This window comes from Streptomyces sp. NPDC043878 (genome assembly GCF_056435735.1).
In genome coordinates this window covers 167,564-189,505 of record NZ_JBWKDW010000017.1, presented here as the reverse complement: position 1 = coordinate 189,505, position 21,942 = coordinate 167,564, and the positions used below count along the sequence as shown (strand labels likewise).

17 protein-coding genes are annotated in these 21,942 nt (G+C 73.5%); 8 read left to right on the top strand and 9 right to left on the bottom strand.

The genetic code is table 11. The features are described from left to right. Positions 1-12: 12 nt before the first annotated feature. From AC07AZ_RS24020 to AC07AZ_RS24005, 4 genes are all read right to left on the bottom strand, one after another. Positions 13-1,140, bottom strand: a complete 1,128-nt coding sequence (locus tag AC07AZ_RS24020) for an SIS domain-containing protein (protein ID WP_478850973.1) — start codon at positions 1,138-1,140, stop codon at positions 13-15. 53 nt (positions 1,141-1,193) lie between these two features. Further along, positions 1,194-1,364 carry a Trm112 family protein gene (locus tag AC07AZ_RS24015; RefSeq protein WP_478850971.1) on the bottom strand — a complete coding sequence of 57 codons (171 nt, stop codon included), beginning with the start codon at positions 1,362-1,364 and terminating at the stop codon, positions 1,194-1,196. A 177-nt stretch (positions 1,365-1,541) separates the two neighbouring features. Next, positions 1,542-2,903, bottom strand: coding sequence for a phosphomannomutase/phosphoglucomutase (locus tag AC07AZ_RS24010; RefSeq protein WP_478850969.1), 1,362 nt, complete (start codon positions 2,901-2,903; stop codon positions 1,542-1,544). A 171-nt stretch (positions 2,904-3,074) separates the two neighbouring features. Next, positions 3,075-3,446 carry a DUF3499 domain-containing protein gene (locus AC07AZ_RS24005; RefSeq protein WP_478850967.1) on the bottom strand — a complete coding sequence of 124 codons (372 nt, stop codon included), beginning with the start codon at positions 3,444-3,446 and terminating at the stop codon, positions 3,075-3,077. A gap of 344 nt (positions 3,447-3,790) precedes the next feature. Between AC07AZ_RS24005 and AC07AZ_RS24000 the strand changes: the two genes are divergently transcribed. Beyond that, positions 3,791-4,240 (top strand): metallopeptidase family protein, encoded by a 450-nt coding sequence (locus tag AC07AZ_RS24000; RefSeq protein ID WP_478850965.1) that lies wholly within the window; start codon positions 3,791-3,793, stop codon positions 4,238-4,240. A 253-nt stretch (positions 4,241-4,493) separates the two neighbouring features. On the opposite strand, the gene AC07AZ_RS23995 is transcribed toward AC07AZ_RS24000, so the two are convergent. The 3 genes from AC07AZ_RS23995 to AC07AZ_RS23985 form a co-directional block, all read right to left on the bottom strand. After that, entirely contained in the window at positions 4,494-5,990 is a 1,497-nt protein-coding gene (locus tag AC07AZ_RS23995) for a DUF5719 family protein (protein WP_478850963.1), read from the bottom strand. Further along, complete coding sequence (locus AC07AZ_RS23990) at positions 5,987-9,682, bottom strand: glycosyltransferase family 2 protein (protein WP_478850961.1); 3,696 nt, start codon at positions 9,680-9,682, stop codon at positions 5,987-5,989. Before AC07AZ_RS23990 ends, AC07AZ_RS23995 begins: the two co-directional genes overlap by 4 nt. Before the next feature lie 185 nt (positions 9,683-9,867). After that, positions 9,868-10,131 (bottom strand): WhiB family transcriptional regulator, encoded by a 264-nt coding sequence (locus AC07AZ_RS23985; protein WP_356042746.1) that lies wholly within the window; start codon positions 10,129-10,131, stop codon positions 9,868-9,870. A gap of 671 nt (positions 10,132-10,802) precedes the next feature. On the opposite strand from AC07AZ_RS23985, the gene AC07AZ_RS23980 reads away from it, so the two are divergent. The 4 genes from AC07AZ_RS23980 to AC07AZ_RS23965 all read left to right on the top strand — a co-directional run bounded on the left by AC07AZ_RS23980 (position 10,803) and on the right by AC07AZ_RS23965 (position 14,740). After that, the gene (locus tag AC07AZ_RS23980; RefSeq protein WP_478850958.1) at positions 10,803-11,321 is read left to right on the top strand and encodes a cysteine dioxygenase; all 519 of its coding nucleotides are present in this window, start codon (positions 10,803-10,805) and stop codon (positions 11,319-11,321) included. A 57-nt stretch (positions 11,322-11,378) separates the two neighbouring features. Then, positions 11,379-12,335, top strand: a complete 957-nt coding sequence (gene cofD, locus AC07AZ_RS23975) for a 2-phospho-L-lactate transferase (protein WP_478850956.1) — start codon at positions 11,379-11,381, stop codon at positions 12,333-12,335. Beyond that, positions 12,332-13,663: a coenzyme F420-0:L-glutamate ligase gene (locus tag AC07AZ_RS23970; RefSeq protein WP_478850954.1), complete on the top strand. Its 1,332-nt coding sequence runs from the start codon at positions 12,332-12,334 to the stop codon at positions 13,661-13,663. The genes cofD and AC07AZ_RS23970 overlap by 4 nt, the downstream gene beginning before the upstream one ends. A gap of 75 nt (positions 13,664-13,738) precedes the next feature. Further along, the gene (locus AC07AZ_RS23965) at positions 13,739-14,740 is read left to right on the top strand and encodes a DNA-3-methyladenine glycosylase family protein (protein WP_478850952.1); all 1,002 of its coding nucleotides are present in this window, start codon (positions 13,739-13,741) and stop codon (positions 14,738-14,740) included. A 148-nt stretch (positions 14,741-14,888) separates the two neighbouring features. Here AC07AZ_RS23965 and manB read toward each other — a convergent pair whose 3' ends face one another. Together manB and AC07AZ_RS23955 are read right to left on the bottom strand one after the other, a co-directional pair. Further along, positions 14,889-15,971, bottom strand: a complete 1,083-nt coding sequence (gene manB / locus AC07AZ_RS23960) for a mannose-1-phosphate guanylyltransferase (RefSeq protein WP_478850950.1) — start codon at positions 15,969-15,971, stop codon at positions 14,889-14,891. 190 nt (positions 15,972-16,161) lie between these two features. Beyond that, the gene (locus AC07AZ_RS23955; RefSeq protein WP_478850948.1) at positions 16,162-17,592 is read right to left on the bottom strand and encodes a peptidoglycan recognition protein family protein; all 1,431 of its coding nucleotides are present in this window, start codon (positions 17,590-17,592) and stop codon (positions 16,162-16,164) included. Positions 17,593-17,721: 129 nt separating this feature from the next. On the opposite strand from AC07AZ_RS23955, the gene AC07AZ_RS23950 reads away from it, so the two are divergent. From AC07AZ_RS23950 to AC07AZ_RS23940, 3 genes are all read left to right on the top strand, one after another. Further along, on the top strand, positions 17,722-18,477 hold the full coding sequence (locus tag AC07AZ_RS23950) for a TIGR03089 family protein (RefSeq protein WP_478850946.1): 756 nt from the start codon (positions 17,722-17,724) through the stop codon (positions 18,475-18,477). A gap of 119 nt (positions 18,478-18,596) precedes the next feature. After that, positions 18,597-19,943: an LCP family protein gene (locus tag AC07AZ_RS23945; protein WP_478850944.1), complete on the top strand. Its 1,347-nt coding sequence runs from the start codon at positions 18,597-18,599 to the stop codon at positions 19,941-19,943. A 230-nt stretch (positions 19,944-20,173) separates the two neighbouring features. Further along, positions 20,174-21,916, top strand: coding sequence for an LCP family protein (locus AC07AZ_RS23940; protein WP_478850942.1), 1,743 nt, complete (start codon positions 20,174-20,176; stop codon positions 21,914-21,916). The last annotated feature ends 26 nt before the right edge of the window (positions 21,917-21,942 follow it).

Sequence of the window (21,942 nt, the reverse complement as noted above, 5' to 3'; positions counted from 1 at the left end):
CGTGGGCCCAGATCAGGCGCCTGAGGCGAGCGCCAGGTAAACGGCGGCGAAATCCGTGATGGCGATCAGCTCCGCGAGGGACTCCAGTTCGCCGCCGGCCTCCGGCTCCAGCTCGCTGATCGGCGTGTCGTGGCTGAGGACCAGGTCACGGGCGGTCGGAGCGGCGGTGAGGCCGCCGATCGGGCGGTCGCGGAGCAGCACCACACGCGCGTGGAGGGCGGGTTGCTCCTCGACGCGGTCCCGGAAGAAGTCGTCCGGGTCGGCGCTGGCGGCCAGCGGGCCCGCGAGCAGGGCGCTGTGCGCGGCGAGCGCCTCGGGCAGTTCGGCGACGAGGGCGGGGCGGCCGGCGAGTTCGGCGAGGCCGGCCGCGAACCGGCGGCCCGCGGGGCCGGCGGAGACGCCCTCGGTCCAGATCACCGGGAGCGCGTCGGCGAGTTCGGAGGCCAGGGTCTTGGCGGCGTTGCTGTAGGTCGCGATGGCGGGACCGCAGCGTTCGGCGACCTGGTCGAGGCGGTCGGCGACCTTCTCCAACGCCTCGGGCGGCGCGCTGAGCAGGCCGGTGCGGTCGAGGAGGGCGAGCAGCGGGGTGAGCAGGGCCCACAGCACCCCGGGGGCCGAGGCGGCGAGGGGTTCTTCCTGGTCGTAGGGCGCTGTCGCCATGGAGATGAACATGCCGTGGGCGCCCGCCACCGCCTCGGCCAGCGGGGTGCCGACGGGGGCGACCGCGGCGACCGTGCAGCCGCGCCGGTAGGCGGCTTCGGCGAGCAGGGACAGGCCCGGCTCGGTGCCGTCGGGGGTGGTGATCAGGAGCAGGTCCACGGAGCCGGCCCAGCCGGGCAGTTCCCAGCGCAGGGCGCCCGCCGCGGGGGCGACGCCGCTCGGCGCGAGGCGGGTGACGGGGCTGCCCGCTCCGGCGAGCGTGCCGAGCAGGTCGGCGGCGTGCGTGGCGGCCGCGCCGGGGCCCGCGATGAGGACCGCGCGGGGCCGGCCGTCGGGCTTGAGGTCGGCGACGCCGGCCTCGGCCGCGTGCCGGGCGGCGGTACGGACGCGGGCGCCGGCCTCGGCTGCGCCGCGGAGCAGACCGCGACGGTCGGCCTCCGCGAGCGCCTCGGGGGTGTCCAGCAGCGATTCGTCGAGCATGGGCGGCAGTCTCCGATCGCCGGTCGTCGATTGAGCGGGTCGCCGGGGGCGGGTCACGCGGGGCGGCGGGCCTCGTCGACGAGCAGGACGGGGATGCCGTCGCGGACGGGGTACGCCAGGCCGCAGTCCTGACCGGTGCAGATCAGCTCGGTGTCCTGCTCCTTGATGGGGGCGTGGCAGGCGGGGCAGGCGAGGATCTCCAGGAGGCCGGCTTCGAGCGGCATGGGGTTTCCCTTCGGGCGGGCGCGCGGGTTCGTGTGCGTCTGCGTGCGCGTGGGTGGATGTGCCTGGTCAGGGTACCGCCGTGGGGCGCCCGGCCGCGGGGGTCGCGGCGGACGGGGTCGGCGGGTGGGCGGAGCGGTGACGGGCGGCGGAACCGCGGCACCCGGCAGACCCGCCCCTCAGCTCCTGATGATCGCGAGGACCTCGTCGCGGACCTTCGCCATGGTCGGTTCGTCGCGGGCCTCGGCGTTGAGGCGGAGGAGGGGTTCGGTGTTGGAGGGGCGGACGTTGAACCACCAGTCGGCGGCGGCGACCGTCAGCCCGTCCAGCCCGTCCAGTTCGATGCCCTCGCGGCCCTCGTACGCCGTCCTGACCGCGGCGAGCCGGCCGGCCTGGTCGTCGACCGTGGAGTTGATCTCGCCCGAGCCGGCGTAGCGGTCGTACTGGGCGACGAGGCCCGACAGGGGGCCGTCCTGGCCGCCCAGGGCCGCGAGGACGTGCAGGGCGGCCAGCATGCCCGTGTCGGCGTTCCAGAAGTCCTTGAAGTAGTAGTGCGCGGAGTGCTCACCGCCGAAGATCGCGCCGGTGCGGGCCATCTCGGCCTTGATGAAGGAGTGGCCGACGCGGGCGCGGACGGGGGTGCCGCCGTTCTCCCGGACGACCTCCGGCACCGACCACGACGTGATCAGGTTGTGGATGACCGTGCCCCTGCCGCCGTACCGGGCGAGCTCGCGCGCGGCGACCAGGGCCGTGACGGCGGACGGGGAGACCGGGGCGCCCCGCTCGTCGACCACGAAGCAGCGGTCGGCGTCGCCGTCGAAGGCGATGCCGAGGTCGGCGCGCTCCTCGCGGACCCGCTGCTGGAGATCCACGATGTTCGCCGGGTCGAGGGGGTTGGCCTCGTGGTTGGGGAAGGTGCCGTCGAGTTCGAAGTACATCGGGACGAGCGTCAGCGGCAGGCCGGCGAAGACGGTGGGGACGGTGTGGCCGCCCATGCCGTTGCCCGCGTCGACGACGACCTTGAGGGGGCGGATCGCGGTCAGGTCGACGAGGGAGCGGAGGTAGGCCGCGTACTCCCGCAACGTGTCGCGCCGCGTGATCGTGCCCGTCTTCTCCGCGTCCGGCGCGCCCGAGTCGGCCCAGGACTCCACGAGTCGGCGGATCTCCGCGAGGCCGGTGTCCTGGCCGACGGGGGCCGCGCCCGCCCGGCACATCTTGATGCCGTTGTAGCGGGCCGGGTTGTGCGAGGCGGTGAACATGGCGCCGGGCAGGCCGAGGACGCCGGAGGCGTAGTAGAGCTGGTCGGTGGAGCAGAGGCCGATCTCGGTCACGTCGACGCCCTGGGCCGCCGCCCCGCGCGCGAAGGCACCCGACAGACCCGGGGACGAGGGCCGCATGTCGTGGCCGGTGACGATCGCGTCCGCGCCGGTCACGCGGACGAAGGCCGCCCCGAAGAGCTCGGCCAGTGACTCGTCCCAGTGGTCCGGAACCACCCCGCGCACGTCGTACGCCTTCACGATCTGCGACAGATCAGCAGCCACGGCCAACCTTTCCTAAGTCCTGTCGGTCGCCCCAAACTACCCGTACGGTCCGGCAGTCCGCTGTGCGTGTGCCGAGTGGATCCACAGCCGTGACCTGAGGTCAGAAGGCGTCGGCGCGGACCGTGCGGGACGGTTCGCGCGCGCTGGAGAGCAACGAGGGGGCGGGCGGGCTCAGTTGTCCGGGGAGCGCAGCACCCGCAGGTGGCCGCGGCGCGCGACCTCCATCGGGTCCACCGTGCGGGCGCCACCGGCCTCGGCCTTCCGCTGCTGCGGGCGGGCCGCCTCACGCACGGCGTTGGCGAGCGCTTCCAGGTCGTCGCCGCTCGGGCGGGCCGGGGCCGAGCTGTCGAGCAGCCGGACGACCTCCCAGCCGCGCGGTGCGGTGAGGCGCTCGGAGTGCTCGGCGCACAGGTCGTAGCAGTGGGGTTCGGCGTAGGTGGCGAGCGGGCCGAGGACCGCGGTCGAGTCGGCGTAGACGTACGTCAGCGTCGCGACGGCGGGGCGGCCGCAAGCGGTGCGCGAACAGCGACGTACAGGGCTCACGACGTTGGACGGTACCGCACTCTTGAGCGGGCCGCGACGACTCCCCTCCAGGTCACCCCACCGTGTCGGGCTGTGAAACACCCCACACAGCTGTCCGGGCACACCTCGCTGACCTGCGTGGACACCGTTTCCCGAGGGGTCCGGCGGTTCCGGACCCGGTCATCACTGCGTACAAAGCACGCCAATTACGGCGAGATCGACGATCTCGCGGAGCTACGGATTCGAGCCCAACCTTGGCCGGAACGATCAACTCGCGCCACGACGTGCGAGGTGGCCGGAGGTCGCCCCCGCTGCCGCGTGGGGGCCGGGCGGCCGGCTCCGGCGAGGATTACGCTTCACCAGTGATGGACAACCCCGTACCTCCCCGGGCCGCCGACCGCGGGCCCCGCCGTCGTGACCGCCATGGGCGGGGCATGCGCGGCCCGATCGCACCACCCCAGGTACCGCTCGCCGCGAGCCGCGCCGAGGGTTTCGCCGATCTGGTGCAGGACTCCGTGGAGCGTCTGGAGCGGCGGTGGCCGCAGCTGGCCGACATCGACTTCCTCGTCCTGGAGGTTCCGCGGCTGGACGGACCGGGCCAGACCTGGAGCGACGAGGGGGTCCCGCTCGGCGGCACGGTGTCCGCGCGCGAGGGCCATCCTGCGCGGGTGGTCGTGTACCGGCGGCCCGTCGAGATCCGCACGAAGGGGCGGGACGAGCGGGCGGCTCTGGTCCACGAGGTCGTCGTGGAGCAGGTGGCAGAGCTGCTGGGACTGACCCCGGAGACGGTGGATCCCCGCTACGGCGAGGACTGAGCGGACGGAGGGCGGGGGGCGCGCGGCGAGGGTCAGGCGCCGCGCGGTGGGCGGCGAGGGGTCGGCGCCGCGCGGTGGGCGGCGAGCGGTCGGCGGTGGGCGGCGAGCGAGCCAAGCCACTCGGGCCATCCCGCTGCCCGCCGCCTCCTCCGTACGGCCGCCCCGCTTCCCCCCGCGGCCTCCCCCGTACGGCACCCCACTGCCCCCGCAGCCTCCGCGTAGTGGCCGCCCCTGACCCCCCGCGCTGTCGCCGCTACTTCTGCAGCACCGACAGATCCTGCTCGGCGTCCGGGACCGCCACCGTCCCCCGGTCGTCCGTCAGGGTCTGGACGGTGAAGGCCGGGACGCCCTCGCGGGTCGCCGTCAGGGTCCGGGCCGCGTAGACGGGGCCGCCCGACAGCGGCTCGACGGTCAGCGCGTACGTGCCCTTCACGCCGCTGGGGACGGGAGCCTGGAGGTCCTGGGTGGTGCCCGCCTTGACCGTGTACGTCTTGGAGACCGGCGTACCGCCGTCGCTGCCCGCCGAGGCCGTGACCTTGACCTGGGCCGTGCCGCGGGGGGCGGTGAGGGACAGGGTGCTGCCCTTCGAGCTGTTGCCGGCGGAGGTCGCGCGCGAGCCGACCGCGTTCGTGGCGGGGATGAACGCCGTCTCCTGGTCGGCGCCCTTGCCGCGCAGGATCCGCAGGGCGGCGACCACCGGAACCCGCTGGTCCGTCGGTGTCAGGACCAGGGAGCCCGCCTCGCCGCGCGTGACGTCCCCCAGGTCGACGGAGGACGTCATGCCCGCCTTCACGTGCACCGTCTCGTGGCCGGCGGGCGTGATCAGGCCGGTCGGCGAGGCGAGTTGGATCTTCAGGTCGGCGTCGGCCCCGCCCGGGGTGAAGACGACCAGGCGCACGGCGGTGGCGTCCTTCGGGATGCCCGGCATGACGAGGTCGGACGCCGGTTCCGCGGCCGCGGCCAGCCAGTCGCCGCCGAGCTTGTCGTCCAGGGCCTGGACGGCGGCGCCGACGCGTCCACTGCGGACGTTCACGTGCAGGGTGAGGTCGGCCTGCTTCTCGCCGGTGAGGGTGGACAGCAGGATCGGCTCGCCCGAGTGCGGCCGGACCGTGATGCCCTCCCCCACCGCGGAGTCGAGGGCGCCGTCCTTGCCGTAGAGCTTCAGGTCGACGACCGCCGCGGAGTCATCGGGGTTGGTCAGGTACACGTAGTCGGTGCGGCCCGCCTCCGTGCTGACGCCCGGGAACCAGAAGTCGGTGTCGGGAGCGGTGCAGTTGACGCCCTGCAGGCCCCGGCCGGCGCCCGCGGCGACCTCGGTGGTCTGCTGGACGGTCCAGCCGGGTGCCAGCTTCCCCTCGGCGGTGCCCACGAGCGCGGGCGCGTCCCCGCCGGAGACGTCCCCCGTGACCGGCTTGCCGGGCTCCTTGGGCTGCAGCACGGGCTTCGCGGTCTTCTTCGAGGTCTTCCTGCCGCTCGTGCCGTCGGCCGACTGGGCCGCCGCGGGCTGGAGTCGGACCGTGCCGCTGCTCCCGGTGCCCTTCGTGACGGGTGTGAACGACGTGTAGGCGGTCTCGGCGAGGTCGGACGTGCCGGGCGCCGGGCACAGCAGGCCGGTGCGCTCCACGGGGAGTTCGGCGGCCGTCCTGGCGGTGTCCTTGCCTTCGGCGTCCGGGGTGCTCATCGCGGCGAAGCCGGTGACGGCGGCGAGGGCGGTGGTGCCGGCGATCAGGGACAGGGTGGTGCGGTTCACTGCTGACTCCCGTCGGGGCGCTCGCGGCCGGGGCCGTGCGGGTGCTGCTGCGGCGGCTGCCGCTGGTCGTAGGCGGGGTCGTAGCCCTCGTACCCCTCGTGCCCTTCGTAGCCCTCGTAGCCCTGCTGGTACGGCTGCTGGTCGTAGGCCGGCTGCGCGGTGCCGCCGTACGCGTAGGGGTCGTACTGGCCGCCCTGGGTGCCCTGGTACGGGTCCGCCTGGTAGGGCTGCTGGTCGTAGCCCTCCGCCGGGTACTGCCGACCGTCCTGGTACTGCCCGCCGGCGTAACCGTCGTAGTCGGTGCCGGCGTAGCTCGGGGCGTCCCACTCGCCGTAGGACTGCTGCTGCGGGACGGTCACCGGGGGCTGGTCCGGCTCGGGGGCGGGGAAGTCCTCCTCCGGGAGCGCTTCCTCGGCCTCCGACTGGGCGCGCAGCCGGCGGGCCCGGCGGCCCTCGCCGGCCACGGGCTCGGCGGTCACGGCCGGCTCCTCGGGGAGGTCGTCGTCGACGTTCCGGCGCCTGCCGGGCAGGGCGAGCACGACGAGGACGACCGCGAGGGCGCCCTGGGTCCACAGCCAGGCGGTGTGGCCGACCGGGTCGTCGTAGGTGATGTCCAGCCGCCCGCCGGAGGTGGGGAGCTGGAAGCCCTGGGCCCAGCCGTCGACCGTGGTGCGGGTGAGCGGCCTGCCGTCGAGGGTGGCGGTCCAGCCGGGGTCGGCGGTGTCGGCGAGGCGCAGGACGCGGCCCGCGGCGCCGGACGGGAGCGTGGCGTGCACGTCGACGGGACCGGCGGCGACGGGCTGCGGGGCGGCCGAGCCGGACGCGCCGACGACGGCCGCGCGGGAGACCTCCTGGTCGACCCGCCACAGTCCGCTGCCGTCCTGCTGGCTGAGCCGGGTCAGCCCGGGGGTGGCGTCCAGGACGCGGGTGATCTCGCGGGGGGCGCCCTTGTGGACGAGTACGTAGCGCACGGCGAAGCCGCCGAGCTGGTCGGCCTGGTCGGCGCCGGAGCCGGCGACGAGGTTGGCGACGACCTTGTCCAGCCGGTCGTTCTCGCCTTCGGCGGCGGCGAGTTCGGCGTCGCCGAGGCGGGCGCCGGAGCCGCGCACCAGCATGTAGCCGACGTGGGCCGGGGAGTCGCTGTCGAGGACGAGGGTGCGGGCCTGGTCGCGGGTGCCGCTCTCCTCGGCGACGAACGCCGGCACCTGCACGGGGTCGCGCCGCTCCAGGGGGCCGTCGGCGCCGCCGATCATCCAGCCGGCGGCGACCAGCAGCGGGCCGGCCGCCGCGGCGAAGGCGATCAGCGCGGCCACCGGCTGGCGCCAGCCGAAGCTCTGCTCGGCCACCCGCGCGCGGGCGCCGTCGGCGCCCAGTGCGGCGGCGGCCAGCAGGGCGAGGCCGTAGACGAGGGTCGCGGGGCCGGCCCAGGTGGAGTCGTTGGACAGCACCGCGAAGACGAGACCGACGAGCGCGACGGCCCAGGCGCCGGCGATGCCGGACTGGCGCTCGCCGCGCAGCAGGGCGGCCAGCGCGGCCAGGACGACGCCGACGAGCATCAGCCCGTCGACCGTGCCGGGGCCGCCGGGGCTGGCGCCGAGCAGGTCGAGGGCGGAGGCGGTCGAGGAGCCGTACTCCAGGCCGGCCTCCCGGAAGAAGCCGAACGGCAGCAGCGACAGGGACCAGGGCGCGAGGATCAGCAGCGGGGTGCCGAACTGGGCCAGGAAGCGCAGACCGTAGGCGGTGATCTCGCCGCGGCGCACGGCCAGCACGACGACGCCGAGGATCAGGGCGATCGGCCAGATGACCGGGGTGAACGCGGTGATCACCGTCAGCAGCAGCGCGGACGCCCAGGTGGCGCGCCAGCTGCCGCGCGCGCCCGAGGTGTGCGCCAGGCCGCTGGCCGCGATGCCCGCGCGCGCGAGGAGCGGCAGCAGGACGGCGACTACGGCGGTGCCGATCCGGCCGCCGGCGAGGGCGCCGGTGGCGGCGGGCAGGAAGGCGTAGACGACGGCCGCCCACGCGCGCAGGAGCCGCGACTCGACGAGCGGGCGCGACGCGAAGTAGGCGCTGACGCCGGCCAGCGGCACCGAGCCGACGAGCAGGACCGTGACGGCGAGCCCGGTGGACCCGAACAGCGCGGAGGCGAGCATCGCCACGAGCGCGAGGTAGGGGGGCGCGGCCGGGGTGCCTCCGGGGCCGACGGAGTGCCAGGCGTCCAGGTAGCGCGACCACAGCTCGCCGGAGTCGGCGGGGGCGGGCAGCAGGGCGCCGCCGGCGAGCGCGCCGCCGCCGAGGAGTGCGCGGCAGGCGACCAGCGAGACGAGCAGCAGGATGACGAAGAGCACCGGGCCGGGCTTGCGGGCGATGCGCTTGAGACGGGCGAACTGCTCGATCTCCAGGAAGTCCGCGTCGTCGCCGCCGGGTCCGGACTCGACGCCGCCGCCGTGCCGTCCGGCCGCGGACGCCTCCGCGTCGGCGCTGCCGAAGAGGTCGCCGGCGATCTGTTCGACGGTGGCCCGGACGGTGGCGCCGGGCGGGGGGAACAGCGGGCGCAGTTCGTCCTTGTCGACGGCGGGGCTGCCGCGGCGGCGGCGCCCGGCGATGATCCGCTCGGGCCGCAGCAGGGTGCCCACCAGGCCGCGGATCTCGTCGACGGCCTGGCCGGGGACCTTGCCGACGAGGTAGGCGACGGTCCTCACCAGGGTGCCGAGGACGAGCCGCAGCAGCACCCACGGCAGTGCGGCGGTGCGCGTGTTGACGAGCAGGGTGTAGACGGCGCCGGCCTTGTCGACCTTGTGCGGGGAGGCGGCGGTACGGCCCACGCAGTCGACGGTGCGCCGCTCCCTGGAGGACGCCTCGGCATGGCGTACGACGGCCTCGGGGGCGACCAGGACGCGGTGGCCGGCGGACTGGGCGCGCCAGCACAGGTCGACGTCGTCACGCATCAGGGGCAGGCGCCGGTCGAATCCGCCGAGCTCCTCGAAGACGTCACGGCGGATCAGCATGCCGGCGGTGGACACCGACAGCACGGGCCGTACGTGGTCGTGCTGGCCCTGGTCCTGTTCGCGGCGGTCGAGGCCGGTCCAGCGGCGACCGGAGTGGGCGATGGAGACGCCGACCTCCAGCAGCTGCCGCCTGTCGTACCAGCCGCGGAGCTTGGGGCCGACCACGGCCACGTCGTCCCGGCCGAGTTCGTGTTCGTTCTCCACGACCCGCAGCAGCTGGGCCAGGGCTTCGGGCTCGGGGGCGCAGTCGTCGTGCAGCAGCCACAGCCACTGGACCGGTTCCCCGTGGGGGAGCTCCGGGAGGTCGTAGGCGTCGTCGCGCCAGGTCCGCGTGACCGGGTCCCAGCCGCTGGGCCGCTTCAGGTACGGCAGTTCGTCCGGGGTGAGGACGGGTGCGGTGCGGCTCACCTCCTCCACGGCCTGGCCGAAGCCGGTGCGCCGGGCGAGGTGCAGCACCCGGTCGGCGCCGAGGGCGTCGGTGAGCAGCTGGGCGGAGGCGTCGGCGCTGCCGGTGTCGGCCGCCACCGCGCACTGCGCGGGGCGTTCCTGGCCGAGCAGCCCGGCGAGCGCGTCGGGCAGCCAGCGGGCGCCGTCGTGGGCGACGAGGACCGCTGTCACCACGTGACGCGGAAACTCGGGTGCGGCAGCGCTGTCGTGACGGGCTGCCGTGTGGCTGTGCACGGACATCGAGGTACGGGCCCCGGTTCGGTGGTCTGCGGTGGACGCCCGTGCCCCGAGGGGACGGCGGTGCGTCTCGGACGAGCGACCACACTATCGGCTGGGCATGACGACGGCCCGCCGCCTGTGGACAACCCACCCGCGACGGGCCGTTCGCGACGAACCCGTGGGGACGGACGGTGCCTGCTCCCGGGTCAGACGGCGGCCTTCTTCAGTCTGCGGCGCTCGCGCTCGGACAGACCGCCCCAGATGCCGAACCGCTCGTCGTTGGCGAGGGCGTATTCGAGGCATTCGGATCGGACCTCGCAGGCGAGGCAGACCTTCTTGGCCTCGCGGGTGGAGCCGCCCTTCTCGGGGAAGAAGGACTCGGGGTCGGTCTGGGCGCACAGTGCGCGCTCCTGCCAGCCGATTTCCTCGTCCGCGTCGTCGACCAGCAGTTGCTGCACCAGCTCGGTCATGTGCGCCCCTCGTCTGTCTTTCGCGTCCCCGTGGTGTGGCCGTCAGCGATGTCGGCTGAACGACACGAGTGAAATTACAAGTGTGCTGCTCCGAGCGAGTCAAGCCGAGATCTGCTATTGGGCCCCTTATTCACTCTGCGGAACCAAGGTCTAGCGGAAAGTGTTCAAATCGGCATAAACCTTGACACGCGGATGGGGCCCGGAAGGGTCGCCCACTCCACGCTGAGCCGTTCCGCGGCTGCGTGGAGGAAGACGCCCAGGACGTCGGTCTCGTTCCGGCACGCACGCCGGTGCGAACCGGATCACAGTCGGATCACGGGATCACGCCGGGGCTCGTGCGCCGTCTGTCCCGGGTGACGCGTGCACAAACCTTTCCTCCGGGAGGTGAACCGGATGAGGTGAAACCCGTCCCACGGACCGGCGCCGAGTTGACAGTGAAGGTGTGACCCGGTGTCCTTGTGGGCATGCTCGCGAACTCGGCATTCACCCCGACCCGCTCTGCCGGGTCCCACGGTGCTGCCCGCGCTCGCTGCAGCTGTTGCTGTCCCAGCTGTTGAGCCCCACCGCGCTCCGGCTGCTCCCCGCCCCCCGAGGCGGCTCCTCCCGCTCGTGACCCGGGCGGAACGACCTGCGACACCCCAGCACTCTCCCGCCGAGGAACCACCGCACCCATGAACAGCGACAGCGACCTCCAGATCGCCGGCGACATCCTCGAAGTCCCGCACCTCCTCCAGGCGCCGCGCGAGCACCCGGCCACCGTGGCCGACTTCGTCGGGCTGGCCCGCGCCGTCGCCGCCGACCGCTCCCAGTGGGCCCACCTGGTCCGCTACGACGCGACGACCCGCTGGTACCACCGGCTGCGCACCGGCCCCGGCTACGAGGTGTGGCTGCTGACCTGGGTGCCGGGACAGGGCAGCGGACTGCACGACCACGGCCGCTCCTCCGGTGTCCTGACCGTCCTGGAGGGCACCCTGACCGAGCGCACCGGACGCGGCACGCGCGCGCTGGGCGCCGGCGCGCAGCGCGTGTTCGCGCCGGGGTACGTGCACGAAGTCGTGAACGACGCCCTCGAACCGGCCGTCAGCCTGCACGTGTACCACCCGGGGCTGACGGAGATGCCCATGCACTCCGGGCGTTCCGCCTGCACCGCGCCCGCGGGCCACGACGACGTGGACGTCGTCAGCGCCTGACGCGCTGAGGCCGTGACCGGCCGACGCGTTGTCCCACCCGCCTGCAAGACTTGCCCCATGCGCATTGTGGTTCTGGCAGGCGGCATCGGTGGTGCCCGGTTCCTGCGCGGTCTCAAGCAGGCCGTGCCGGACGCGGACATCACGGTCATCGGCAACACCGGGGACGACATCCACCTCTTCGGGCTGAAGGTCTGCCCGGACCTCGACACGGTGATGTACACGCTCGGCGGCGGCATCAACGAGGAGCAGGGCTGGGGTCGGGCCGAGGAGACCTTCCACCTCAAGGAGGAGCTCGCGGCGTACGGCGTCGGGCCGGAGTGGTTCGGGCTCGGCGACCGGGACTTCGCCACGCACATCGTGCGGACGCAGATGATCGGCGCGGGCTATCCGCTGAGCGCGGTGACCCAGGCGCTGTGCGACCGGTGGAAGCCGGGCGTGCGGCTGATCCCCATGACCGACGACCGGGTCGAGACGCATGTCGCCGTCGACGTGGACGGTGAGCGCAAGGCGGTGCACTTCCAGGAGTACTGGGTGCGGCTGCGGGCGTCCGTGCCGGCCGCGGCGATCGTGCCGGTCGGCGCCGAGCAGGCCAGGCCGGCGCCGGGTGTCCTGGAGGCGATCGCGGCGGCCGACGTCGTGCTGTTCCCGCCGTCCAATCCGGTCGTGTCCGTCGGCACGATCCTCGCCGTGCCCGGCATCCGCGAGGCGATCGCCGACGCCGGGGTGCCGGTGGTGGGCCTGTCCCCCATCGTCGGGGGCGCGCCCGTGCGCGGGATGGCCGACAAGGTGCTCGCCGCGGTCGGCGTGGAGTCGACGGCCGCCGCGGTGGCCGAGCACTACGGCTCGGGGCTGCTCGACGGCTGGCTCGTGGACACCGTCGACGCGGAGGCGGTGCAGCGGGTCGAGGAGGCCGGTATCCGGTGCCGGGCCGTACCGCTGCTGATGACCGACGTCGACGCCGCCGCCCGGATGGCCCGCGTGGCGCTCGACCTGGCGGAGGAGGTGCGCGCGTGAGCGGGTTTCCGGATGCGTGCCCGCAGGGCGGTCCCGCGGGTTTCCGGGTCTGGGCCGTGCCGGGTCTCCCCGAGGTCGCGCGGGGCGACGACCTGGCCAAGCTGATCGCCGCCGCCGAACCCGCCCTGGCCGACGGTGACGTGCTGCTGGTGACCTCGAAGATCGTGTCCAAGGCGGAGGGGCGCGTCGTCGAGGCGGCGGACCGGGAGGCCGCGATCGACGCCGAGACCGTCCGGGTGGTGGCGCGGCGCGGGGCGCTGCGCATCGTGGAGAACCGGCAGGGGCTCGTCATGGCCGCCGCCGGGGTCGACGCCTCCAACACCCCTTCCGGGACGGTCCTGTTGCTGCCCGAGGACCCCGACCGGTCCGCGCGGGCGATCCGCGACGGACTGCGGGAGGCACTCGGGGTCGAGGTCGGGGTCGTGGTCACCGACACCTTCGGGCGGCCCTGGCGCGCGGGGCTCACGGACGTCGCGATCGGCGCCGCGGGCGTGCGCGTGCTGGACGATCTGCGCGGGGGCACCGACGCGTACGGCAATCCGCTCGCCGCGACCGTCGTCGCCACGGCGGACGAACTGGCCGCGGCGGGCGACCTCGCCAAGGGCAAGGCCGCCGGACTGCCCGTCGCCGTCGTCCGCGGGCTGCCGCACGTGGTGGACGGCGTCGACGGGGAGGGGGCGCGGACCATGGTGCGCGGCGCCCGCGACGACATGTTCCGGCTCGGCACCTCCGAGGCGATCCGGCAGGCGGTGACCCAGCGGCGCACGGTGCGGGCCTTCACCGACGAGCCGGTCGACACCGGATCGGTACGGCGGGCGGTGGCCGCGGCGGTCACCGCGCCGGCGCCGCACCACACGACGCCCTGGCGGTTCGTGCTGCTGGAGTCGCCGCGGTCGCGGACGCGGCTGCTCGACGCGATGCGGGACGCCTGGATCGCCGACCTGCGGCGGGACGGCAAGAGCGAGGAGTCGATCGCCAGGCGGGTGCGGCGGGGCGAGGTGCTGCGCGGCGCGCCGTATCTCGTCGTGCCCTGTCTCGTCATGGACGGGTCGCACACCTACGGGGACGCGCGGCGGGACGCGGCCGAGCGGGAGATGTTCGTGGTCGCCACCGGCGCCGGGGTGCAGAACTTCCTGGTCGCGCTGGCCGCGGAACGGCTGGGATCCGCGTGGGTGTCGTCCACGATGTTCTGCCGGGACGTCGTACGCGAGGTGCTCGACCTGCCGGCGGACTGGGACCCGATGGGTGCCGTGGCCGTCGGACATCCGGCGGAGGAACCCCGGCCCCGGCCGGAGCGGGAGGCGGGAGCTTTCATCGAGGTGCGGTGACGCACGCGCGCCTGCGCCTACCCTCGTAGGGCCCCTCTTTCACCGGGGCGCCTTCCGCTCCCTAGGACCTCACCCGTGGCAGGACGATTCACTCCCCGGCCCACCCGTACGACCGTGCGGGGCGGGCAGGTCGCCGTGCCCCCGGGCATGCCGCGGCAGAGCACGGGCCCCGGGCGGGTGCGGACGTTCGTGCCCGACGGGCCGCTCGATCTCGGGCTGGCGCTCGGGCCGCTGCGGCGCGGACCCGGTGATCCGACGTTCCGCGCGCTGCCGGACGGGTCGGTGTGGCGGACCTGCCGGACACCGGCGGGCCCGGGCACCCTGCGGGTGGCCTCCTGCGGCGGTGAGGTGCGCGGCGAGGCGTGGGGGCCGGGCGCTGAGTGGCTGCTCGACGGGCTGCCAGGGCTGCTCGGCGCGCAGGACGACCCGTCGGCGTTCGTTCCGCGGCACCGGCTGGTGGCGGTGGCCCGGCACCGGCGGCCGGGGCTCCGGCTGACGCGGACCGGGCTGGTGCTGGAGTCGCTGATCCCGTCGATCCTGGAGCAGAAGGTCACGACCGACGAGGCGTACCGGGCGTGGCGGTTGCTCGTGCGCAAGTTCGGGGAGCCGGCGCCGGGGCCCGCGCCCGAGCGGATGTGGGTGGTGCCGGAGCCGCGGACGTGGGCGCTGATCCCGTCGTGGGACTGGCACAGGGCCGGCGTCGACAACAAGCGGGCGTCCACGATCCTGCGGGCGGTGCGGGTGGCCGAGCGGCTGGAGCAGGCGGTGGGGATGGAACCGGCGGCGGCGCGGGCGCGGCTGGAGGTGGTGCCGGGGGTCGGGCCGTGGACGTCGGCGGAGACCGTGCAGCGCAGTCACGGGGCCCCGGACGAGGTGACCGTGGGCGATCTGCATCTGCCGGGGATCGTCGGGTGGGCGCTGGCGGGGGACCGGGACGCGGACGACGCGGTGATGCTGGAGTTGCTGGAGCCGTACGCGGGGCAGCGGCATCGGGCCGCGCGGCTGATTCTGCTGAGCGGGCGGACGCCGGCGCGGCGGACGCCGAAGATGCCGAAGTGGGACATCGGGGCGTTGTGACCGGCTGGGTCGGTCGGGGCGGGGTGACGGCGAGGTTTCTTCGCCCCCGCCGCCCCTTCCCGTCCCATCCCCGGGGGCTGCCGCCCGCAGCCCCCCGCTTCGGCCTGAACAGCCTCGTTCTCAAGCGCCGGACGGGCTGAGGGGACCTCTACTGGTCCGAGGAGAAACGCACCGAGCCCGCCGGGATGCGGGCGTCGCACCAGATGCGGGCGCCCTCTCTCAGCTCGTTGTCGGCGCCGACGACCGCGCCGTCGCCGATGACGGTGCCGGTGAGGACGGAGCGGCGGCCGACGCGGGCGCGGGTGCCGATGAGGGAGTCGGTGATGACGGCGCCGGGTTCGATGACGGCGCCGGGCAGGATGGTGCTGCCGAAGACCCGCGCGCCCTCGGCGACGAAGGCGCCCTCCCCCACCACCGTGCCGCCGGTCAGCTTGGCGTCGGGGGCGACCCTCGCCGTGGGCAGTACGAGCCGGTCCCCGCAGCGGCCGGGGACGGCGGGTGAGGGGGCCCGGCCCATGACCAGGTCGGCGGAGCCGCGGACGAAGGCCGCCGGGGTGCCCAGGTCCAGCCAGTACGTCGAGTCGACCATGCCCTGGAGGTGGGCGCCGGCCGCCAGGAGGTCCGGGAACGTCTCGCGTTCGACGGAGACCGGGCGGCCCACGGGGATGGTGTCGATGACGGAGCGGCGGAAGACGTAGGCACCCGCGTTGATCTGGTCGGTGACGATCTCCTCGGGGGTCTGCGGCTTCTCCAGGAACGCCGTCACCCGGCCCGTCTCGTCCGTCGGGACCAGGCCGTACGCGCGCGGGTCCGTCACCTGGGTCAGGTGCAGGGAGACGTCGGCGCCGGTCGACTCGTGGGTGTCGACCAGCGCCCGGATGTCGAGGCCGGTCAGGATGTCGCCGTTGAACACGAGCACCGGGTCGTCGGGGCCCGAGTGCAGCCGGGACGCGACGTTGCGGATGGCGCCGCCGGTGCCTAGGGGCTCGCGCTCGGTCACGTACTCGACGTGGAGTCCCAGGGCCGAGCCGTCGCCGAAGTACGGTTCGAAGACCTCGGCCAGGTACGAGGTGGCCAGGACGATGTGCTCGACACCGGCCGCTCTCGCCCTCGCCAGCTGGTGCGTGAGGAAGGGCACCCCGGCCGCCCGGACCATGGGCTTGGGCGTGTGCACCGTGAGGGGGCGCAGTCGGGTGCCCTTGCCGCCGACCAGGAGGATCGCTTCTGTCACCTGTCGTCTCTGCTTCCTGCCGGACCGGCCGAACTGTCTTTCGGCCGGCCAGTGTATGCAGAACCCTGTGCGGGGCCTTCGACGGCAGGGCGGCGTTCCGCCTTTTGTCACCCGACGGCGGTGAGAGCTCCCCCGGCCGTTCACTCGAACCGGAGGGGACCGCGCTGTCCGTCGGGTTCTGTCCGCCGGTCTAGCGCCCCTGGTAGCGGGCGGCGGCCGAGCGGGCCGAGCCGAGCTTGCGATAGAGCTGCCGGCCCGGGCACTCCGTGGAGAAACCGTCACGGTGGCCGGAGATCACATTCAGTCGTACGTTCTTGCCTTTTCGGTAGAGATTCCCACCGCCGGACCTCAGATATGTCTTCCCCCGCGGATTGGCCCCCCACAGGCCGAGCTTCCACGCGGTGAGCCGGGCGATGGCCGTGACGGCGGCGGCGGGCGGCTTCGCGGTACCGAAGGTGCCGATCACGGCGATGCCCATGCTGTTGGTGTTGAAGCCGAGGGTGTGCGCGCCGAGGACCGGCTTGGCCACTCCGCCCGCCCGGCCCTCGTAGACGGTGCCGCACTTGTCGACGAGGAAGTTGTAACCCATGTCGCGCCAGCCCATGCTCCTGACGTGGTAGCGGTAGATACCGCGGATGACGGAGGCGGCCTGTGAGCAGCGGTACCCGTTGCCGGACGCCGTGTGGTGCACGAAGGCCGCCTTGACCTTGCTCGTGTAGACGAAGCCCCTGTCGCGGAGGCTCTCGTCGGCGCCCCAGCCGCGCCGGGTGACGATGCGCGGACGCGGCCCGATGTACGGCTTCGCCCGCTGCTGCTCGGTCAGTTCGCCGGCCCGCAGGGTGTACAGCTCCTCCTCGGTCGCGCGTCCGTCCAGGGCCGGGATCTCGGTGGCGCCGAGCGCGGCGAGGTCGGTGTTGGCGGCGGAGGCGGCGAGCGACTCGGTGGTCTCCAGGTCCAGCGTGCCGCTGCCGGGGGCGGCCTCGGGGGCTGGCTGCGGCGGCACCTCGACACCGGGGTCACCGGCGTCACCGGCGTCACCGGCGTCACCGGCGTCACCGGGGTCGACGAGTTCGAGGCGCAGGCCCGACGGCAGCGGGGAGGTCGCCGCCAGGGTGCGGGTGCCGTGGCCGGTCTCGCCCCGGTCCTGGGGCCCGCGTTCGCCGGCCGCCCGCACCCGCACCTCGACGCCGTCGGAGTCGCCCACCCACAGGGGGGCCGTGGCACCGCGCACGCGGCCGGAGGCGCGCTCGGCGGTGTCCGGGTCGGCGGCGTGTTCGGTGTTGTGCGTCTCGACGTCCTGCCAGCCGGACCAGGTGCCGGTGCCGGCCGCGCGGGTGCGGACCTGCACACGGCCGTGCAGTTCGGTCCCGGGGTTGTCCCAGATGACGCCGACCATCGAGAAGTGCCGCACGTCCTGGCGCGACAGGCCCTGTGCGGTGGCCGGGCCGAGGGCGCGGGTGAGGGGGGCGAGGGGCAGCGACTGGGTGCTGCCGGGGACACCGGCGACATACGGCTCGGCCGCCCGCCCGGCGGCCGGGACCGCTACCGCGGCCGGGACCGACGGAAGGGCGAGTGCGGCCGCGCAGGTGACGCCGATCGAGGAAGCAAGGAATCCACGCATGCCCCTGATCTTGGACATAGTCATACATATCTGTCCATCGGGGAACTGACAGGCCGTCGGCTCCCGTTGCGCCGAACCGGTGGCCCCGGGGTGGGGCGCGCCCCCTCCCGCCCGCGTAGGCTTCCGCGCGTGAACGCCACCGACCGTACCCCCGCCGACCTGCTGCGTTCCGCGCTCGCCGCGGACCCCGGACGCCCCCTGGTGACCTTCTACGACGACGCCACGGGCGAACGGGTCGAACTGTCCGTGGCCACCTTCGCCAATTGGGTGGCCAAGACCTCCAACCTCCTCCAGGGCGACCTCGGCGCGGAGCCCGGCGACCGGGTCGCGCTGCTGCTGCCCGCGCACTGGCAGACGGCGGTGTGGCTGCTGGCGTGCTCGTCGGTGGGAGTGATCGCGGACTTGGCGGGCGATCCGGCGGCGGCCGACCTCGTGGTGAGCGGGCCGGACACGCTGGAGGCGGCACGGGCGTGCGGCGGGGAGCGGATCGCGCTCGCCCTGCGGCCGCTCGGCGGGCGGTTCCCGCAGCCGCCGGCCGGCTTCGCCGACTACGCGGTCGAGGTACCGGGCCAGGGCGACCGGTTCGCCCCGTTCGCTCCGGTGGACCCGGAGGAGCCCGCGCTGGTCGTGGCCGGGCGGGAGTTCAGCGGCGCGGAGGTCGTGGAACGGGCGCGGGCGGAGGCGGTCGCCCTCGGACTGACGGGACCCGGTTCCAGACTGCTGTCCGGGCTGCCGTACGACAGCTGGGGCGGACTCTGCGCCGGGCTGTACGCGCCGCTCGCCACCGGCGGCTCCGTGGTGCTGTGCCGTCATCTGGACCGGTCGGACGAGGAGACCGTGGCCCGGCGCGTGGAGAACGAGCGGGTGACGGCGACGGCCAGGTAGCCGCCCCGGGGCGTCGCCCGTTCGGCCCAGTTCCAGCCACCCCTCGCACCCGGTTCACGCCATGGTCGTAGGAGCAGCACTCCCGAGACGCTCACACGCCATGAGGGGTGGTTCCACACGTGACCGACACCGAGGGCACCGCCTCCGGACGCCAGGGCACCGCAGGGACCTTCGGGCCGGGAGCCGGGGCGTCCGCGACCGGGCGGGGGCTGGTGCGACGACGCCGCCGGCGGTGGGTGCGGTGGACCGGGATCGGGGTCGCCGTGCTGGTGGTGGCGGCCGCCGGGGGCGGCTGGGCGGTGTACGCGAAGCTCGACGGGAACATCACGGCGGACGACGCGGCCGCGGACGAGCTGGCGCGCTACGAGAAGGAGCGGCCGACGTCGCTCGTCCGGGACGCGCAGAACATCCTGCTGATCGGGTCGGACTCGCGCGCCGGGGACGACAACTCCCGTTACGGGCGGGACTCGGGGACCGAGCGGTCCGACACCACCATCCTGCTGCACCTGTCGGCGGGCCGGCACAGCGCCACCGCCGTCTCGCTCCCCCGCGACCTGATGGTGGACGTGCCCGGTTGCCGGCGCCCGGACGGCACCCGCACCGCTCCCATGTTCGCGATGTTCAACCACGCGTTCCAGGTGGGTGGTTCGGCCTGCACGATCCGCACCGTGGAGATGCTCACGGACATCCGCATCGACCATCACATGGTCATCGACTTCCACGGCTTCAAGGACATGGTCGACGCGGTCGACGGCGTCCAGGTGTGCCTGACGGCGCCGATCCGCGACAAGGCCGCCAGGCTGCGGCTGCCGGCGGGCCGGGTGCTGCTCGACGGCGAGCAGGCCCTCGGCTACGTCCGCGCCCGCAAGTCCCTGGGCGACGGCAGCGACACCGACCGCATGGACCGCCAGCAGCGGTTCCTCGGCGCGCTCGTCAACAAGGTGCAGAGCAACGACGTCCTGCTGAATCCGGCGCGGCTGTATCCCGTCCTGGACGCGGCGACCTCGTCGCTGACCACCGACCCGGACCTGGCGAGTCTGCGCGGCCTGTACGAACTCGTGCGCGGGATACGTGACATTCCCGCCGAACGTGTGCAATTCCTGACCGTGCCGCGGGAGTCGTACGTCTACAACGCCAATCGCGACCAGCTCGTGGAACCCGAGGCGCAGAAGCTGTTCGCACAACTGCGCGCGGACGCGCCGGTGGTGGTCACGAAGGGGGCCGCGGCGAATTCCACGACGAAAAGCCGCGATTCGACCGCGGGCGCCGAAAAGAACTCGTACGAGAGCGGGAACGGCGTGTCGTACGAGCAATCGTACGACTACACGGCGTACGGAAAGGGTTACCGGAACGGGGTCCGCCTCGGCGTCGAGTCCGCCGGAAAGCAGTCCGATGAGCCCACGGCCCCCACCTCCCCCGCACCCACGTTCCGCGGCAACAACGCCGCCGACGACACCTGCGGGTAAAGCAATAGCCAAGGTGACGAACAAATGTCCAATAAAATGGGCGAATTGCCCGGGTGTAGGGACGTGGAATTTGTCACTGACGTCCCTGAACGCTGAACTGGGCGGATAGTGTGAGCGATCCGGTGCACCCGGCCGCAAGGACCGACCTGGGGTCGTGCACTCTGTGACCGAGACCCGAGCGCCTGGGGGGGACAGGCGCCGCGTGGCCCCGACGGAGGATTCAGACAACCGTGGACGCGCAAGGCCGTGGGCGGGCGGACGACATCGACCCCGCAGACCAGTGGGTGATCAACCCGAACACCGGCGAATACGAACTGCGACTGGCTCCCTCCGCACCGCAACCGGCGGTGCCCGGACCGCGGAGGGCGGCCAGGCCTGCCCCCGCCGGTAACGGTGCCCGGGGCCGTACGGCCGCGCCGGGACGGGACACCGAGACGATCCCCGGACGCGAGGTCCCGGCCCCGCGCCGGCGGCGTGGCGTGCCCGAGGAACCGCCGCCGGGCCGGCGCGGACGCCGGCCGGTGCAGAAGAAGTCGAAGGCCAAGAAGACGCTGCTGTGGACCGGCGGCGTCATGGCCTTCGTGCTGGTGGGCACCGCCGGGGCGGCCTACCTCTACCTGGAGCACCTCAACGGCAACATCCAGTCCGTGTCCGACGACGGCGCGAGCACCGGTGGCTTCAGCAAGGACAAGGCCATCAACCTGCTGCTGATCGGCACCGACAAGCGCACCGGCTCGGGCAACGAGGGTTACGGCGACTCCGGCAGCGTGGGGCACGCCGACACCACGATCCTGCTGCACCTCTCCAAGGACCGTACGAACGCGACCGCGCTCAGCATCCCGCGCGACCTGATCGTGAACGTCCCCGACTGCGAGACCAAGCAGAAGGACGGCAGCACGAAGGTCATCGGGGGCACCGAGAACGTCCGCTTCAACACCAGCCTCGGCCAGGACGACCGGACGCCGAGCTGCACCATGCGCACGGTGACGGAGCTGACCGGGATCACCCCGGACAACTTCATCGTCGCCGACTTCAACGCGGTCAAGACGCTGACCTCTGCGGTGGGCGGCGTCGAGGTGTGCCTCGCCAAGGACATCGACGACGCGGACTCGCACCTGAAGCTGTCCAAGGGCACGCACACCATCGAGGGCGAGCAGGCGCTGGCGTTCGTGCGCACCCGGCACTCGGTGGGCTTCGGCGGCGACCTGAGCCGCATCCAGATCCAGCAGCAGTTCCTCAGCTCGCTCATGCGCAAGCTGAAGTCGAACGACACGCTCACCAGCCCCACGAAGATGATCAAGCTCGCCGAGGCCGGCACGAAGGCGCTGACCGTCGACTCCAAGCTGGACAGCATCAGCAAGCTGAAGGACCTGGGGCTGGAGCTCGGCAAGCTCAACACCAAGAACCTGTCCTTCACCACGGTGCCGGTGCTCGACAACCCGGCCGAGAAGGTCAAGGCCACGGTCGTCCTGAACCAGGACAAGGCCCCCGCCCTGTTCCGGACCATCAAGGACGATGTGTCCCTCACCGCGGTGAAGGCACAGAAGAAGAAGGAGAAGGCCGCGGTCGCCGCCCGGCTCAAGGGCACCAAGTCCGCCGCTTCCGAGGTGCGGGTGCGCGTCTTCAACGGCGGTGCCGCGGCCGGGAGCGCCCAGGAGACGCTCGCCTGGCTGCAGAACGACGAGGGCGTCACCAAGTCGGAGAACGCGGGCAACGCGGAGGCGGCCCTGTCGAAGACGCGCCTCGAGTACGCTCCCGCCCAGGCGGCCCAGGCGCGCCGGCTCGCCGACATCATGGGGCTGTCCGGCTCCGCGATGAAGGTCGGCGAGAGCGTGACCAACTCCCAGGGCCTGCCGACGATGACACTGACCCTGGGCAAGGACTTCAAGGGCGCCGGGGTGAAGCTCGACGCCTCCTCGCAGGCGCCGGACGTGGACAAGTCCACGGCCAACGAGGTCAAGTGCGCCAGTTGAGTTCGTGAGGTGACCTGACGGGCCTG